Below are 18,016 nucleotides of genomic sequence, written 5' to 3'. Positions count from 1 at the left end.
AGATCAACGCCGGCATTTACCCGACGAGAAAATTTCACTTTAACCAGTCTTTCAGCAGCCCTTCATAGGCATTCAGGAACTTTTGGTAGGCTTTTTCCAACTTCGGAAGCGCCTCTGCAAGCGTGCTGGTGTCATCCGATTTCAACCGCCATTCGGCATCGCGCGCTATTTCCGCGACTTGCGCCACGCCCACAGTTCCGCCGCTCCCTTTCAATGTATGCAAATTACTTTTGATCGTTTTGATGTCGCCATTGGCATAAGCCTCCAAAGCGCCTGAAACCAGCTCGTTGGATTCTGTGACAAAATCTTCGAACACAGACCACACCAGTTCAGGGCCGCCTATGCCATTCAATTGGTCTATGATTTCTTTATCCAAAACGGGCAAAATCACTTCCTGGGCAATTTCACGCTGCTTGGATTCCAGCTTACGGCTTTCAACATTGCCCAGCAAATCTTTTACTTTCAGGATCAATGTTTGCGCGCGGATCGGCTTGGCAATGTAATCGTCCATGCCCTGGCTCATAAACCGGTCGCGGTCTTCTTTCATGGAGTAGGCCGTCATCGCAACGATCGGTGGCATGGAATCAGGGAAGCGCTTTTTAAGTTCCTGAGAAGTCTCCACACCATCCATATCCGGCATTTGAATATCCATAAAAATGATGTCGTAACTCACATCCGAAACTTTTCTCTTGGCCTCAACCATTTCAATTGCCTTGAAACCGCTCTCCGCAAGATCTACGTAGCAACCTGATTTTTTGAGGATTTCATTAGCCACTTTTCGGTTCACGGCATTGTCATCCACAAGCAAAATGGTGGGATGATAATCCTTGAAAACATTCTCAATCGGGGTTTCCTCCATTCGCACAATGGTGCTGGCTTGCGCAATGGACGTTTCCTTTGTTTCAAATGTAAACCAAAACGTGCTGCCCTCTCCTACCGTAGACTCTACGCCAATTTCCCCGTGCATAAGCTCGCATAACTGCTTGGAAATGGCCAGCCCAAGCCCTGTTCCGCCAAATGATTTGCGCGAAGAATTATCCAGCTGCGTAAATGAAGTAAACAATATCTGCCTGTCCATCGGACTGATCCCTATGCCCGAATCCTGGACCTCGACTTTGATCTTATGAAACAAACCCTCCTTTTTAACCAATGTTAAAAACAGTGTTACTGCCCCATGATCGGTGAATTTCAATGCATTGGAAGTAAGGTTCGACAGGATTTGCAGTAATCGCGTCTGATCCGCAATGATAAATTTCGGAATGTCGGGCGCTATGTGATAAGTAAGCGTATTTCCCTTGCTTTTGGCCGTTTGTCCAAAAAGTGAGACGAGTTTCAGCAACAATTCCTCTGTCGCAATCGGCGCCTCGTGCAGTTCCATCTTTCCTGCTTCAATTTTGGAAAGATCCAGAATGTCGTTCAGAATGTTGAGTAATGTTTCCGATGAACGCTTGATCGTGAGCACGTAATCTTTTTGCTCCACATCCAGCGGCGTTTCACCCAGCAAATCGATCATCCCGATCACGCCATTCATCGGCGTCCGGATCTCATGACTCATGTTGGCCAAAAAGCCTTCCTTAACCTTTAATGAGCGTTCTGCGTGTTCTTTCGCTTTCAGCAATTCCTGCTCGTTGCGTTTCAATTCCGTAATGTCCCGCGCGAGCACAGCAATTTCTGTCGGCTTTCCTTTGTCGTTGGTGAACATTAGCATATTGATCATAAACTGCCTTTCGGTGCCGTCTTTGCGGTAAAGCGAAATTTCGAAGTTCCGCAGGCTCTTGCTCCTCCTCAACCGGATCAATGCAGAATGTATCCGCTTTTTATCAGGGAAAAACTCAGTGATTTTGTGCCCGATCACTTCTCCCGGCAGGTAACCAAGCCGTTTTAACACGGATTGGCTGATCATCGTGATTTCGCCCATACGGTTGATCCGGCAATAAATGTCTTGCAGGTTTTCAAAAATCCCCCGGAAAAGCTCCTCGCTATGCCTTAAAGACAATTCCGCTTCCTTTCGGCGCGTAATATCACGCGCTATACCCGAAACCTCCTCGATTACACCGTCCGCATAATGAATGGGGTTCAGGTAAAATTCCAGCCACATTTCGCCCTGGTCTTTCCTGTCAATTTTAAATTCAAAATATTGCGGTTCGCCTTTTAATGCTTGCCTGTATTTCGTTTCCAGCGTCCTGCGGTTGCTGTTACCCACCATTCGCCAGCCAAATTTCTCTGCGCTGGATTGCAGCGATGGCCTTACACCCAGCTGATTCTGAATGAGATCCGCATAATTCCTGTTGAATGAGGTCAGCTGCAAAGATTTGTTAACCGACCAAATCAAGTGGGAACTACTATCGAAAATCGCATTCAAGCGCGCCAGATATTTGCTAAGCTCCTCTTCGCTTTGTTTCCGCGCAATGGCCATCGCGACCTGCCCAGAAATAAATTCCAGCAATTCCAAGTCCCTGGCATCAAACATGTTGGCATCGTCATAGGATTTTACACCAATGATTCCCGTCACCCGGTCGCCCACACGCAGGGGCACGCACAGGAGCAATTTTGGAGTGACACCATAGAGATATAAACTGTTGGTTTTGGCCAGTTCTTCAATCTTTTCGCCTGACAAGAAAAGCGGTTTATTGGACGCAATGGCATATTCTGTTACACCATTACCGAGTTTTCTTTTGGTAAACTTTACATTCCCCTGAAAATACTGGTCGACATAATACGGGAAATAAATGTAGCTTTTGCTCGGATCGTAAAGCGCGATGAAGAAGTTTTTTACATCAATAATTTTACCCAGTTCCTCGTGAATGCTATGGTAAAAATCGTCGAGATTCTGCGTGTTAACCGTCCAGTTTGCAATGCTATAATACAGGTTTTGCGCTTTTTCAGCCCTTATTTTTTCTGTATAATCATTTAAAATACACCGGAATGCAGTTGGTTTACCGTTATCAAATCTGCAATTCACGCTTCCCGCAACAAAGACCTTCTTGCCTTCTCTGCTTAGAAAGACCGTCTCAAAATTGGCATTAGAATGGCCTTGCTCAATCAGTTTCAGTTGCGCTAATGCCTGTTCCTTATGTTGCGGGTGCAGAATGTCTTCCATCCGCATGGACGCAATTTCGTCGAGCCCATAACCCAGCACCTCGCGCCAGGCTTTGTTTACGAATATGAATTTTCCGTCAATAGCCACAAGCTGGATCAGGTCACTTGTGTTGTCCACCAGATCCTGCAATTGCGAATTGGATTTGGCAATGGAGGATTCCATCCTGCGGCGGCGCGTAATGTCGTCACCTACCAATGTCACACATTCCACCTCGTCCTGTTCGCGGTGCATTAACACGCTGTTGATCGAGAATGTCCTTAATGTGCCTTTTTGAGCCAAAAAAGGAATTTCCCGCTGTTCCAGTTTGCGTTTCCCCTGAATTCCCTCTTCCAGCATTTGCCGGATTTCGTACTCTTCTTCCTTGGGAATGAGTTTGTCAAAAATGCTGTGCCCCATCAAATCCGACTCCTGCCAGCCCGTTTTCATTAAAGCGTGCGCACTGATATTACGGATGACGAAGTCCGGAGAAAAAGTAATTCCAATCAGGTTCAGATGCTGCAATGTAGCGTGTATAGTCTGCCAATCGGTATGGGACAAGATCATTTCCATAGTATCTCGATAATCGCACTTTTAAGATTCCTTCCTATTCTTTATTCGATAAATCTACGAATTAAGCCGTAATTTTGGTTCGTGAAAACAAATTATAAAAAGCGCGACGATTCCAGAGTAAGGGCCAAAAAGCATTTGGGCCAACACTTTCTGAAAGACTTAAATATTGCTCAGCGGATCGTTGACGGCCTGTCCGTACATAATGGTTACACCAAGGTTTTGGAGATAGGCCCGGGCATGGGCGTTCTGACTCAATTTCTCATTAATAAGGACGCATTCAGCACTTATGTGATTGAAATCGACACCGAATCTGTTGCTTATTTGAAGAAACATTACGAAAGCCTGACGCCCAGAATCATTGAAGGCGACTTTCTGAAATTCAATCCGGCAGACTTCTTTTCGGAGCCCTTTGCCATCATTGGTAACTTCCCTTACAACATTTCCTCACAGATCTTTTTCCGCGCATTACAAATCCGCGACCAGATTCCCGAGATCGTTTGTATGCTGCAAAAAGAAGTGGCTCAGCGCATTGCGTCGCCGCCGGGCAATAAGGATTATGGTATTTTAAGCGTTTTATTGCAGGCATTTTATGATATAGATTACCTGGTGTCTGTGCCGCCGGGGGCATTCGATCCGCCTCCCAAAGTCCAGTCCGGCGTGATCCGGTTGCGCAGGAATGCGGTTGCGGCATTGGATTGTGATGAGAAGATGTTTTTCAGGGTTGTGAAAACAGCATTTAATCAACGCAGAAAAACACTTCGCAATGCATTGAAGCCGGTTGGCGATTTGCCCGATCATCCATTATTGACAAAACGCGCCGAACAATTGAGTGTCGCAGAGTTTGTGGAACTCACAAAACTGGCCCAGGACTTGCAGCCGCAAATCTAAAATTACTGTTAAAAAGTATATAATCCAGCTAGGAGCCATTCTGCTAATTGCTAAAAGCTAAGTGAACAATGACGTTTGAATTAACCAAGGAATACGTAGAGCACATTCAGGAACTCATTGAAAAAGAGGATTCTGCTTCAATAAGAACGGAAACGGAAAGCCTTTTTCCTGCGGATATCACCGGCCTTTTGTCTGAGCTTGAAACGGAAAGTGCCAAATTCCTGATCACGCGGCTGGATGTGGAACGCGGGGCGGAAATCCTTGCGGATATGGACCCCAACGAGCGCCGAGACTTCCTGAAAGCGTTTACGTCCGAGGAAATTTCTCATTTTGTCAATCTTTTTGACTCAGATGATGCGGTGGATTTGCTCAATGAGCAGCCTATCCGCGTCCGTGAAGAAGTAATTGCATTGCTGGAAGACCGCGAACAAGCCCGTTTCATCCTGGATCTGCTGCATTATGACGAAGATGTGGCGGGTGGTTTGATGCAGAAAGAGTTGGTGAAAGCCAATGTTAACTGGACTGTAAATGAATGTATTGAAGAGCTTCGCAAACAAGCGGAAGATGTTGGAAAAGTATACGCGGTTTACGTTGTAGATGATTTTGGAAAGCTTCACGGCATTTTATCCCTTAAAAAAATCGTCCTTGCCCATAAAAACACACGCATTGAAAGTCTGTATGATAAGGACGTTATTTTCGTGGAAACATATCGTCCAGCCGAAGAAGTTGCTGAACTTATGCAGCGATATGACCTTGACGCACTGCCTGTTGTAAATGTTCAGGGAAAACTTCTGGGCCGGATCACCATTGATGACGTGATTGACGTGATTACGGAACAAGCCAGTTCCGATACGTTGGCGATGGCGGGGATTACGGGTGATGTAGAGGAAGATGACACGATCTGGCAGCAGACCAAAGCACGTTTGCCCTGGCTTTTGGTCGGGATGATGGGTGGGATTCTGGCGGCGAAGTTTATCAGTTTTTTTGAAGGAGATTTGAAAATTATCCCTGCTATGGCTGCATTTATCCCTATTATCGGGTCAACCGGCGGGAATGTGGGCATTCAGACATCCTCTATCATTCTGCAAAGTCTGGCCGATAAGACAGGTTTGGACACAACGGTCGGTCAGCGATTGATCAGGATGTTTGCCGTTGCTTTTATTAATGGCGTTATCATTAGTACGATCGTTTTTGGATTTAATCTCCTGATCGGCAATGATGTACAATTGGCGTTGGTGGTTTCGGCGGCGTTAATGTCGGTGGTTTTCCTGGCTTCTTTTATGGGAACCATGACGCCGATTTTGTTGGAAAAAATCGGGATTAACCCGGCAGTTGCTTCCGGGCCATTTATCACAACAGCCAATGATTTGATCGGCTACGGCGTATATTTCGGACTAGCACATTTACTGCTGAATCTATAAAAGTGAAATAAATGATCAAATTTCATTCACTCATTCAATCATTCATTCAGCGCAACGGCGCCAGCTCATTCGAAATTAACATTCGCTCAAACTGATCGGAATGTTGACGGCTAACCCGCCTTCGGAAGTCTCTTTGTAGCGGTTATTCATGTCCAGTGCCGTTTCCCACATGGTGTGCACCACATTATCCAGCGACACTTTTGCATTGTCCGGATTACTTTGCAATGCCAGCTGACACGCCGTAATCGCCTTGATCGCGCCCATAGTATTTCGCTCGATGCAGGGAATTTGCACCAAACCACCCACCGGATCGCAAGTAAGACCCAAATGATGCTCCATAGCAATTTCCGCAGCCATTAAACATTGTTCAACCGTGCCGCCCGAAACCTGCGCCAGTCCGGCCGCGGCCATGGCAGAAGAAACGCCAATTTCAGCCTGACAACCGCCCATAGCAGCAGAAAGCGTCGCGCCTTTTTTGAAAATACTGCCAATTTCACCGGCAGTAAGCAAAAATCTAGACACATCTTCATCCGTCCCGCCTCCGAACGTGAGGTGAAACTGGATCACCGCCGGGATCACGCCAGCCGAACCATTGGTAGGCGCCGTAACCACGCGACTGTATGAGGCATTTTCTTCATTAACCGCCAATGCAAAGCAGCTAACCCAGTCCAATGTGTATTTAAAACCGGTTCCCCCGCGTCTGATAGCCTCCGTCCAGTCATCACATCCTACGCAAACGACATCATTTAAAAGCTTTTGATTCAATGCTGCCGCGCGCCGCTGCACATTCAGTCCGCCGGGCAGGACACCATTCGTTTGGCAACCATGGAAAATGCTTTGCTGCATCACATGCCAGATGTTCATCAACTCGGTTCTGACCAGGTTTTCTTCCTTCCAAACCTTTTCATTTTCTAAAACAATCTCCCAAATTGGCTTCCCGGAATTGTTATGCCATTTAAGCAAATCCGCAGCCTGGTCAATCGGATATGGAAGATCAACACACCCTTTCACCTCATCATTTGCTTGACCCTCTTGAATCACAAATCCGCCGCCAACTGAGTAATAGGTTTCCTCAATGATGCCTGCCGATTCGCAATTTGCGATGAATGTGAGGCCATTGGGATGGAATGGAAGTGTTTCGTTCTTATGGAAGATAATGTTGTCTTTTGGAGCGAAAACAACCCGCATGTCGCCGGGGAGCATGATGCATTCCTTCGAAGCAATTTCTGCCAGGATCTTGTCAATGTTTTCCGTCTTCACTGTAACCGGATCGTAGCCACTCAATCCCAGAATTACTGCGATATCCGTTCCATGCCCTTTCCCGGTTTTCGCCAAAGAACCATAAAGATGAATGTCAACAGCCCGCACCTGATCCAGCCCACATTGCACCTGAACAGCCTGCAAAAACTGCTGCGCCGCCCTCCACGGCCCCAGCGTATGCGAACTGGAAGGCCCAATCCCAATCTTAAAAATATCAAAAACGGATATGCGTTCTTCTTTCATGGGAAGTATGGACATTCGATTTTGAAGAGATCATTTAGCAGAAGAAGAGCTCACAAGCTTTTCTTTTCGCGAAGGAAGCTTAGCCTTCGACAAGGTGGCTTTTGCAATTGCGGTCTTGGCAGGAAACAAATCATTATCCTCCAACCTATCGAGACTGGCGTCATAGGAACCTCCCGCACTTCGTTCAGGCAACGATCTGGTTTTCATAGCTAGTTTCATTTTGGTAAAGTTATAACAATTTCAAAATGAGGAATGATTCATAATTTATATTTTTTCGGAATCGCCTCCACTGATTTTGTTGAAGTCCATATATTTCAAAGTGCGAGGCCAGGTCGTCATGATGCGAATTAATTACGATCTGATAAAGCCTTGTTCGAGACGGTGTGCTACCCGTCAGGAAAATATGCACATCCGGATTTCCGGTGAAAAAATGCTCGATAATAGCAATGATTGTTGCCAGGACCTTTTCCATGTCGCCGTTATTAGTAACGACCATATCGTCCAACGTTTTTAGCTCCTCACTATAATCGCCGAAACCAAGGTTGTAAACGTTGTCTTCTATAAGCCTGAATTGAACAACTTTCTTAATCTGGCCCCTTTTTCCAATACTAACAAACGAAAATGTATTTTTCTTACTGGCGTGTTTGAACGCGTAATGCGGTTGATTCATGTTTTACAATAATGTGTGCAGCCCTGGCGAAAATCCAAACAAATAAAAAGACTTCGATCAAGCTGCAATGTACAATCGTTCATTCAAGAGCACTAACTTTGCTAAATTCTTAAATTTAATTAACAATAAATGATCGCAGTAATTCAGCGCGTGAGCAGTGCGTCTGTTACCATTGAGGGGAAGGTTGAAGGGGAAATAGAAAAGGGTTTTTTGGTGCTATTAGGCGTTACCCATCTTGATAATCAGGAGGATGTTGAATGGCTGGGCCGAAAGATTGTTGGTTTGCGCGTGTTTGGTGATAGTGATGATAAAATGAATTTAGATCTTAAATCTGTGGATGGAGACATTCTATTGATCAGCCAATTTACACTTCATGCGAGTACGAAGAAGGGAAACAGGCCATCCTTCATCGAAGCAGCCAGGCCGGAAGTTGCCATTCCGCTTTACGAAAAAATGATCAACTTCCTGGAAATAGAATTAGGAAAAACCATCCAGCGCGGGATCTTCGGGGCAGACATGAAAGTAGCATTACTAAACGACGGCCCGGTAACCATCATTATTGATTCAAAAAACAGGATTTAAGCTAAAATTACCCCTATTCACTTATTTAACGCACGGCGGCCGCTCATTCACCGGAACGGCGACCGCTCATTCAGTCATTCAAAATTAAAAACATGACTATTCAAGAAGCACAATCGCAAGTTGATAACTGGATCAAGACCTACGGTGTACGTTATTTCTCAGAACTGACCAATATGGCGATTCTGACCGAAGAGGTGGGAGAACTGGCCAGAATTATGGCCAGAACTTATGGCGATCAGTCTTTTAAAAAATCGGATATGGGCAAAGACCTGGGCGATGAAATGGCGGATGTTATGTGGGTGCTGATATGCCTTGCCAACCAAACAGGCATTGACCTGACCGAAGCTTTTGAGAAAAACATGGCCAAGAAAACCGAGCGGGACAAAGACAGGCACAAGGATAATGCAAAGCTGAGCTAAAAAAAAGAGAGCCCGGATGACCAGGCTCTCTTCATTTTTATCATGCAATATTGAATTACATATCAAGCAATAATCTCATTGGATCTTCCAGAAGCTGCTTCACGCGAACCAGGAAGCTTACCGAATCCTTACCATCAATCGTTCGGTGGTCGTAAGAAAGCGCCACATACATGATCGGACGGATAACGATCTGACCGTCTACTACAACTGCACGTTCCACAATGTTGTGCATGCCTAAAATCGCAGACTGCGGTGCATTGATGATCGGAGTCGAGAGCATAGAACCGAATGTTCCACCATTGGTGATCGTGAACGTTCCACCGGACATTTCATCCAGTCCAAGTTTACCATCACGCGCACGCACGGCAAGGCGAACAATTTCCTTCTCCACAGCAGCGAACGACAATGTTTCAGCATTGCGGATCACCGGCACAACTAAACCCCGAGGCGTTGAAACTGCTACGGAAATGTCTGCGTAATCGTTGTAAACCAGCTCTTCGCCATCCATATAAGCATTGATAACCGGGAAGTCTTTCAACGCGACGGTAACAGCTTTTACGAAAAATGACATAAAGCCTAAACCCACTTCATGCTTTTCTTTGAACTTGTCCTTGAACTTCGAGCGCACGTCCATTACAGGCTTCATATCTACCTCATTGAACGTGGTAAGCATGGCTGTTTCATTCTTCACAGCAACCAAACGGCGTGCGATGGTTTTACGCAACGACGACATTTTTTCACGACGCTGACCTCTTGCGCCGGCTGGGGATGGGGCTGCTTGCGCTGCTGGTTTGGCTGGGGCAGGTTGTGAAGCAGGAGCCGATTCAGCCGGTTTGCTGCCCGCTTTCAAAGCATCATCCTTCATAATTCGTCCGCCAGATCCTGAACCGTTAACGTCCTTGGGATCAATTCCTTTTTCCGCTAAAATCTTCGCTGCAACGGGTGAAGTGTGTTTTTCGCTGTAAGCTTTATCTGCTCCGGCTGTTTCAGCAGCTGGCGCGGATGCCTGTGGTGCCGACTGAGGGGCAGCACCGGCCACCGTGGCACCGGTGCCTTGCTCGATGGTGCAGATGATAGCCCCAATCGCCAGTGTTTCACCTTCTTTACCAACAATCCGCAACGTTCCCGCAGCCTCTGCCGGTAGTTCAAATGTCGCTTTATCTGATTCCAGTTCGCAGAGGATCTCGTCAACCTCCACGTGATCACCATCTTTTTTGCTCCAAGAAGCAATGGTAACCTCTGTAATGGACTCTCCCACTGCCGGAACTTTCATTTCATATGCTTTTCCACCACTTGCCGGTGCAGCGGCTGGCGATCCAGCAGCTGGCGCAGCGTCAGCCGGTTCGGCTGCTTTATCTTCAATTTTATCGGCAGCTGGCTCTTCGGCAGCGGACGCGGCCGGTGCGGCTGCATTTGATGCGGCTGGCGCAGCTTCCTGCTTGGGAGCTGGCGCTTTCGATGCACCGTTTGCGGCTGAATCGATGGTTGCAATCAGGTCGCCGATATTCAGCGTATCACCTTCCTGCGCTTTAATGTGCAGGACGCCTTCCGCTTCTGCTGTTAGTTCAAATGTCGCTTTATCCGAATCAAGTCCACAAATGACCTCATCCATTTTCACAAAATCGCCATCATTTTTGAACCAATTCCCAATTGTAACCTCTGTAATGGACTCGCCAACGGGCGGTACTTTTATCTCAATTTCAGCCATTTTATGTGCAATCTTGTTATCGAACTAAGTGTCTAATTTATAGGAATATCATTCAAAAGCTCTGTTAATAATTTCAGCCTGCTCTTTCGCATGGATTTTCGAGAATCCTGTTGAAGGGGAAGCGCTGGATACGCGGGCAATCACCTGCAATGGTTTCGCGCCTTTGTACATTCTCAACATGAACGTCCAGCCACCCATATTGAAAGGTTCTTCCTGCACCCAATATACTTTTGCATTCGGATATTGTGCCAAATGTCCGTCGATCTGCGTTTGCGGAAACGGATGCATTTGTTCCAGACGGATAATGGCCACATCGTCGCGCTTATCTGCCTGCTGCTTTTCGTAAAGCTCGTAATACAGCTTTCCGGTGCATAGCAACACTTTTTTAACTTTCTTGGGGTCAGCAAAAGTGTCACCGATTGTTTCCTGGAACGAGCCATTAACTAGGCTGTCCATCGGAGAAACGCACAATGGATGTCTCAGCATAGATTTTGGAGACATCACCACCAATGGCTTGCGGAACGGGAATTTCAACTGTCTGCGAAGCAAGTGGAAGAAGTTAGCAGGTGTTGTAACGTTTGCCACGATCAGGTTGTAATTGGCAGAGAGCTGCAAATAACGTTCCGGACGCGCATTCGAATGTTCTGGCCCCTGGCCTTCATAACCATGTGGAAGCAACATCACCAAACCTGTCCAGCGATCCCATTTGGTTTCACTTGACGTTACAAACTGGTCAATGATCACTTGCGTCCCATTGGCAAAATCACCAAACTGTGCTTCCCAGATCACAAGTGCATTAGGGTTCGCCATAGAATAACCAAACTCAAAACCCAAAACGCCGTATTCCGAAAGCAGCGAGTTGTAGATCATGAACCGGCCCTGGTCTTCCTGAATATGTTCAAGGTTACTGTAAGCGGCATTGGTTTCCACATCTCTCAGAACCGCATGGCGGTGTGAAAATGTCCCGCGCTGCACATCCTGTCCGCTCAATCTTACAATATTTCCTTCGGTAAGAATTGAACCATAAGCCAGCAATTCGGCTGTTGCCCAGTTCACTTCCTTCTTATCAAAGATCATTTGCTCACGATCTTTGAGCAATTTATCGATCTGTTTCAGGCGGCTGAAATTCTCGGGCGTGCTTGTCAAAGCCTTCCCGATTTTTTCCAAAGTTTCCAAAGGAACACTTGTCTCCGGCGATTTCTCAAAATCTTCCGGTTTGGATTTGCGCAATGTGTGCCACTCCTGTTCCAGTTTCGGCAAAGTATAGGGCAATGCTTTTTGCTTCACCATATCCAAACGTTCCTGCAAAAGCTGCTTGAATTCTTTGTCCATATTAGCCGCCAACTGCGCGTCTACATCACCACGCTCCGCAAGGGTTTTTTGATAAATTTCCCTGGGGTTCTGGTGCTTCTCGATGGACTTATAAAGAACTGGCTGCGTAAATTTCGGCTCGTCTGCTTCATTGTGACCATGACGGCGATAACAAACCATGTCAATAAAAATATCCTTATTGAATGTCTGACGATATTCCACGGCCAGTCGCATACAGAACACAACTGCCTCAGGATCATCTCCATTCACGTGCAAAACAGGCGCATCAACGATTTTTGCAATGTCTGTACAATAAATGCTTGACCTGGCGTCAATGAAATCCGTTGTAAAACCAACCTGGTTATTGATCACAAAGTGAATGGTTCCCCCTGTGTAATAGCCGTTCAGCGCGGACATTTGAGTAACTTCATAAACAATTCCCTGACCTGCAACGGCTGCATCACCGTGGATCAGAACCGGCAAAACGCGGTCATAATCACTGTCATACATGCCATCGGCGCGCGCACGGATGTAACCTTCCACAACCGGGTTAACGGCTTCAAGGTGTGAAGGGTTAGGTGCCAGTTTCAAATGTACTTTTTCACCATTTTTGGTTGTGATCTGGCTTGCAAAACCCATGTGGTATTTCACGTCGCCATCGCCCCAAACCTGGTCCGGCAAATTGCCTTCAAATTCATTGAAGATTTGTCCGTACGTTTTTTGCATTACGTTGGCAAGCACGTTAAGACGACCACGGTGAGCCATCCCGATCATTACTTCCACAACGCCCATTTCTGCGGCCTTGTTAATCATCGCATCCAACGCCGGGATCGTGGTTTCGCCACCTTCCAGAGAAAAACGCTTTTGACCTAAATATTTTGTGTGGAGAAAATTTTCAAAAACAACCGCCTCATTCAATTTGGACAGAATATGTTTTTTCTCATCAATGGAAAAACTCATATTCAATGCTTCCTTCTCGATTTTCTTACGCAACCAGCTTTTTTGCTCGCGGTCGCGGATGTATAAATATTCGAAACCAATGTTTCTTGTATAAATCGTAGTCAGGGAATCAACAATTTCCCGCAATGTGGCCGGTCTGCCGAAAACCTCCACCCCCGCTTCAAAAACCGAATCAAGGTCTTCGTTCCCGAGGTTAAAATCAGCGATATCGAGCTGTGGCTGACGGTCTTTACGTTTCTGTATCGGATTAGTAGTGGCCAATAAGTGCCCTCTTGATCTGAAACCGCGTATTAAGTGAACCACTTCCATTTCCTTACGGATACGGGCAGGGTCAACTTTGGAAATCGTGGCTGCTTCCTTGCCGTTGGCAGCACCATTTGCATGGCCGTTTCCGTTAACAGGATACTTTTGTGAGAAGTCGAAACCTTCAAAAAATTTCTGCCAGCCTTCGTCTACGGAAGCTGGATTATGCTTATAGGAATTGTACAATTCCTCTATGTAAGCGCCGTCGGAATTTGCTATATATGTGTATTTATCCATCACAAAAGTGAGTATTTCATTTACCGCACAAAGGTACGAGACTTATTAAAACATTACGAATAAATTATCCTTTTAACTTAGGCCAAAGACGATTTCTGACCGTTCAGCTGCACTAGTTTTTCTGAAATCCGTTCGGACTGGGAACAAATTTCAGCATCAGTTCATGAATGCCTTTCGGGCCGGAATAAGAGGCATAAATTTGTTCAGCTTGCCGCGTGCTGTAAAAATATCCCAACCTTATGTTCTTACCCGCCTGCACTTCTGCCGAAATCTGCAAATAGTCGACTTTTGCAGAAAACGATTGGTAGCCTCCGCCTGCCCGATATGAGGCGCCCACGCCCACTTTTTCATTAAACCAAAAACGACTGCCAAAATCAAAACGCAATTCGTGGTCCTTTTCCTGAACAAACAGAACATGAGGCAGCATCATAATATCATCATTCAAATCATAACTGCCACCGGCCATTATATATAAGGGACGACGATAAACGCTGGATATTGCCTGATTGCCGAAATTCTGCGATAATAGTTCCGGTTTCGACAGTCCAAAATACAGACGATCGGAACGCAGCCATGCCCCGAGTCCGAAACTGCCGAGCACTGTATTATTTCTGGGTGAGGTTAAATCCACTACCGGAAGCACATTAATGCCGCCCTGCGCGCCAAGTCCCAGCTTCCATTGATCTGATAGTCCCAGATGAAATGCAAACGACCCGGAAAAGCCGGTTGTCGTGAAAAAGCTCGTTTGATCGTTCAGTGCCATAAAACCTATTCCGAACTTTCCGTTGGCAACGGTTCCGTCCGCGGTGAATGTCTGACTGGACGGCGAATTTTGAATGTTAAACCATTTCCTGCGGAATATGGCTGTCATGTTGAATGTCTCGCGCACGCCCGTAAAGCCCGGGTTAATGGTCATCGGACTTTGCACATATTGTTCGTAAAGGACTTCTCTTTGGGCAAAAACGGTTTGAGAACTGGCTGCGATTAACAGCAGGAGGCAAAGGCTTAATTTAAGGAAGAAATGTGTGTTCATGAAAATGGATTAAATTTGTTAATTATTAAACTAAAAATGGCAAGAGAGTTTATCCCTTGCCACCATTAAGACCCCAAATTCTGCATTTATACTGATTTTCTAATCAAAAATCATAACCCAATGTTACGTAGGGAACTGCTTTGTTTGTGTAACCATTGTCAACACCCCAGGCATAATCAAACTTGGCATAAAAGCCGAACAATGTTGTTCTGGCACCCACTCCATAGCCCATCAGGTAAGGATTTTTAAAGTTGGTAACCGTTGCCCGGAATGGATCGTCCTCGGTTCCAATAATTTGTGTATTCAAACTGTTGTTTTCGCTGAATGGCCCTTTACCCGTCCAGGCAGTTCCAATATCCCCGAAACCGACAATCTGGAAGTTGCGCAGGAAGCTGGAAGTGATCGCGCCGCGATACAGATATTTCACCAAAGGAATTCTTAGTTCCGCATTCAGCAGCATATAACTTGTTCCTGATAAACGGTTGAGCTTAAAGCCACGTAAGTTGGTAGCGAAGTCAGCGAAGAAAATGTCGCGGTTATCTTTCTGAAAATCGAGCGGGTTATCGCCTGTGCGTGTTTCCTTTTTGTTTCCTATCCAGTTTTCCATTCCACCCAAAATGTTCTGTTTTGGCGCTTTACCGCCTGAATGGCTGGCCGAAGCACGGACTGCCAGGATCAGATCGCGGTGGATTTGTTGGTAATGGCGGAAATCAAGACTTACGCGATTGAAGCTCTCATTACCATTCGTAAGACCTTGTTGCAAGTCATAGCGAATCTTGAAACGCGTTCCTTCCATCATGTTCATGCCGTTCACCCGCGTGTTATCAAACACATATTCACTTCTCAAACCGCCGTAGCTCGAAGCAAGATCAGGATTTGGCAGCAAATACACGTCGATCATGCGCGTGGAACTGAACATGGGGGACAGCGAGAAACGGCTCGTAGTCGAGAACGGATAAGAAGCCGTGAACATCAGCTGGTTGAACCGATATTTCTGCGGTGCTCCTTCGGAATCAATGTAGAGACTTTTTCTGTCGATCCGCAATCCGAAGTCGATACGGTAAGTGTTGTTGTTATATTCTGCGAAAAGATCGCTGTTCCTGAAATTGGACGAAATGAAAAGTCCGGCTTTAATGACGTGGTTTTCCAACAGATCATTCATCGAAATGGACTGCGCGTAACCAAATCCTCTGATCGGATCAATGCGCCAGTCGGAATTTGCATCATTGGTAATGAAAAGTCCTTTGTAAGGATATGGCCCTTTGATCGCAATGTTCTCTCGCGTTGCCTTCGTTCTGGATAATGTGCTTGGCGTTGTCGGGAATGTTCCTCTGCGCTGCTTGGATTCGAACGCTTTTAACACATCTTCATCAAATTCATAATTGTCCGTGTCCACTTCGCCATCCTTCAAAGCAATTTTCGGTGTTTCAGCTGTTTTGGCAGGTTGCACGGAATCCGTTTTTGGAGCTGCTGCACCGGGAGTTGCTGCACTAGCCGCTCCCGCACCGGTCGCCACTGCGCTATTGTTTAATGCCGGTGTGCTGACTGTTGCATTGATGTCAAAGGAGTTTTTAAACGCGGCTGTGTAATAACCGTCGTTCAAATAAGTGTAAGCCAATCCGCCTCCCGACTTGGTCGTCAAATCCGCATTTCTTATGTTTTGAATATAATTCGTTAACTGCGAGTTGGTGTTGCTGGCGCGATTGAATTTGAACAGGTTGCTTACGCCTTGCGCATTGGAAAGATAAATGATGTCACTTTCATCTGCGTAAACGGGGGAAATCTTGGTTTTTCCGTCCGTCTGAACGAGTTTCAGCAGGTTATCAGACTTAGGTGTTCCATCATGCTCGAATATGGTAAATGAGCCGGAAATGGATTTATAACTACCCTTATCGCCTGTTCCCAGTGAATCCAGCGGTCTGTTTGAAGAAAAAACAACCCTGCGTGACGACCCTTGCACGAAGCGTGGCGAGAGATCATCGTAAAGATCGCTTGTCAACGGCAATGCAGAAGCTCTTGCAACGCTGATCAGGTAAAGGTCATTTTGCCCACCCTTATCCGCGCTCACGGCCAGCATTGTTCCATCGTGCGAAACATCCATATCAACGATCTGATCTAGACCGCGGATGTTGCGTTTCAGCTTCACCTTGACCTTTTTAGTACCCAGGTTTTCATACATATAAAAATTCTTGCGGTCATTCTCAGTGGCCAGGATCGAAAGCACATTGTTTCTGGACCAGCCCAAAAGCGGAGGTTGCGTTTTCACCCTTCCACCAATAAAATCAAGCTTGCCCTGACGAACAATTTTCTTGCTTCCGGTCTCGCTATCAAACAAATAAACCCGGTAACGACCATTCTTAATCTCGCTAACCGCCGTGAATTTTTTATCAGGAGACACTTTGATCACCGCACTCGCGTCGGAAACGCTGAATTCGTTGAGCTTATATTTCCAGGTGGGATTCGGATCGGTGTAAAATTGCTCCGCGTTCTTATTTTGATTCAAATAATATGCTTTCCAATCGCGTAGGAAGCGATTGTAAGACTGAATTCCCAAAGTACTCGTAATGCTGGTCTGCTCGGTCCGGATGATGCGGGTGAGGTTCAGAATATCCGATATTTTGTCCTTTCCGTAACGCTCAGCAATGTAATTCCAGATGGAGTGGCCGATCAATGTTGCATCATTTCCCGTCATTAACGTTGGCTTGCGCACATTGCGGTTTTTGAAAAAATCACGCATATAATCATTCAATTCCGGCGACCAACCTTCTGCGATATAAGCGGCAGTTCCTGACATGAACCATTCAGGAAGGGTTAGAAGCAATGAACTTTGCAATGCTTCCTTCATATTCCCGCCGTAAAGCATGTCGTAAACAAACAAAAGACTGATGTCCTTTACGAGCTTTTTACGGAAACCGATCTGGTCTCCTGTGTATGCAACTTCCACGCGTGACTGGGAAAGATCCAGTTTTTGCTCAGTCAGGTTGTCCAATGTCGACAGGCCCATGTTGCTTTGCTCTAATTCAGCAGGCGAATTGTAAAGAAAGATCTTAACGCGGCTGTAAGGGGTCCAGCCTAAAATATCCGTGATCTTATCAAATTCACTTTCAGCATATTGCGCCGTCAGCTTGGCAAGCGCAGTTCCGCCCTGGTAGTGATAGATCTCGAAATTGGTTGTCCTGAATATTTTCCAGTTAAAGGTTTTGTACTGGATCCTGTTCTTTCCAAATGTTTCCTGAGAGGGGTAGCGTTGCGCTACTGATTCGGTAAATAATCCTAAAACCGCTAAAAGACCGACCGAAAAGGTTAATTTGTATATAGATTTTATGCTCATA

General features: G+C 46.1%; 12 protein-coding genes. 4 read left to right on the top strand and 8 right to left on the bottom strand.

Features of this window, described 5'->3' with window-relative positions:
- Positions 1-34 precede the first annotated feature (34 nt).
- Positions 35-3,649 (bottom strand): PAS domain S-box protein, encoded by a 3,615-nt coding sequence (locus NFI81_RS26040; RefSeq protein WP_234615491.1) that lies wholly within the window; start codon positions 3,647-3,649, stop codon positions 35-37.
- An 81-nt stretch (positions 3,650-3,730) separates the two neighbouring features.
- Here NFI81_RS26040 and rsmA point away from each other — a divergent pair, with 81 nt between their 5' ends.
- Entirely contained in the window at positions 3,731-4,537 is an 807-nt protein-coding gene (gene rsmA / locus NFI81_RS26035) for a 16S rRNA (adenine(1518)-N(6)/adenine(1519)-N(6))-dimethyltransferase RsmA (RefSeq protein ID WP_234615492.1), read from the top strand.
- Between the two features lie 68 nt (positions 4,538-4,605).
- Entirely contained in the window at positions 4,606-5,958 is a 1,353-nt protein-coding gene (gene mgtE / locus NFI81_RS26030; RefSeq protein ID WP_234615493.1) for a magnesium transporter, read from the top strand.
- Between the two features lie 75 nt (positions 5,959-6,033).
- Here the strand turns inward: mgtE and NFI81_RS26025 are convergent, their stop codons facing one another.
- From NFI81_RS26025 to NFI81_RS26015, 3 genes are read right to left on the bottom strand one after another with little or no spacing between them, the layout of a single operon-like run.
- Positions 6,034-7,476 carry an L-serine ammonia-lyase gene (locus NFI81_RS26025; protein ID WP_234615494.1) on the bottom strand — a complete coding sequence of 481 codons (1,443 nt, stop codon included), beginning with the start codon at positions 7,474-7,476 and terminating at the stop codon, positions 6,034-6,036.
- A gap of 15 nt (positions 7,477-7,491) precedes the next feature.
- Positions 7,492-7,668, bottom strand: coding sequence for a hypothetical protein (locus tag NFI81_RS26020; RefSeq protein ID WP_234615495.1), 177 nt, complete (start codon positions 7,666-7,668; stop codon positions 7,492-7,494).
- Positions 7,669-7,690: 22 nt separating this feature from the next.
- Positions 7,691-8,131 (bottom strand): DUF6934 family protein, encoded by a 441-nt coding sequence (locus tag NFI81_RS26015; protein ID WP_234615496.1) that lies wholly within the window; start codon positions 8,129-8,131, stop codon positions 7,691-7,693.
- A gap of 129 nt (positions 8,132-8,260) precedes the next feature.
- On the opposite strand from NFI81_RS26015, the gene dtd reads away from it, so the two are divergent.
- Together dtd and NFI81_RS26005 are read left to right on the top strand one after the other, a co-directional pair.
- Positions 8,261-8,713: a D-aminoacyl-tRNA deacylase gene (gene dtd, locus NFI81_RS26010; protein ID WP_234615497.1), complete on the top strand. Its 453-nt coding sequence runs from the start codon at positions 8,261-8,263 to the stop codon at positions 8,711-8,713.
- Positions 8,714-8,805: 92 nt separating this feature from the next.
- Complete coding sequence (locus NFI81_RS26005; protein ID WP_234615498.1) at positions 8,806-9,132, top strand: nucleotide pyrophosphohydrolase; 327 nt, start codon at positions 8,806-8,808, stop codon at positions 9,130-9,132.
- A 55-nt stretch (positions 9,133-9,187) separates the two neighbouring features.
- Here the strand turns inward: NFI81_RS26005 and odhB are convergent, their stop codons facing one another.
- From odhB to NFI81_RS25985, 4 genes are all read right to left on the bottom strand, one after another.
- Positions 9,188-10,840, bottom strand: a complete 1,653-nt coding sequence (gene odhB / locus NFI81_RS26000) for a 2-oxoglutarate dehydrogenase complex dihydrolipoyllysine-residue succinyltransferase (protein WP_234615499.1) — start codon at positions 10,838-10,840, stop codon at positions 9,188-9,190.
- 48 nt (positions 10,841-10,888) lie between these two features.
- Positions 10,889-13,651, bottom strand: a complete 2,763-nt coding sequence (locus NFI81_RS25995; RefSeq protein WP_234615500.1) for a 2-oxoglutarate dehydrogenase E1 component — start codon at positions 13,649-13,651, stop codon at positions 10,889-10,891.
- 112 nt (positions 13,652-13,763) lie between these two features.
- Positions 13,764-14,684, bottom strand: coding sequence for a PorP/SprF family type IX secretion system membrane protein (locus NFI81_RS25990; protein ID WP_234615501.1), 921 nt, complete (start codon positions 14,682-14,684; stop codon positions 13,764-13,766).
- Positions 14,685-14,787: 103 nt separating this feature from the next.
- Positions 14,788-18,015 (bottom strand): hypothetical protein, encoded by a 3,228-nt coding sequence (locus NFI81_RS25985; protein WP_234615502.1) that lies wholly within the window; start codon positions 18,013-18,015, stop codon positions 14,788-14,790.
- Position 18,016: the final 1 nt, after the last annotated feature.

The sequence above is a fragment of the Dyadobacter fanqingshengii genome, assembly GCF_023822005.2.
GTDB classification, from domain to species: Bacteria; Bacteroidota; Bacteroidia; order Cytophagales; family Spirosomataceae; genus Dyadobacter; species Dyadobacter fanqingshengii.
This window is presented reverse-complemented; position numbering and strand designations above follow the sequence as displayed.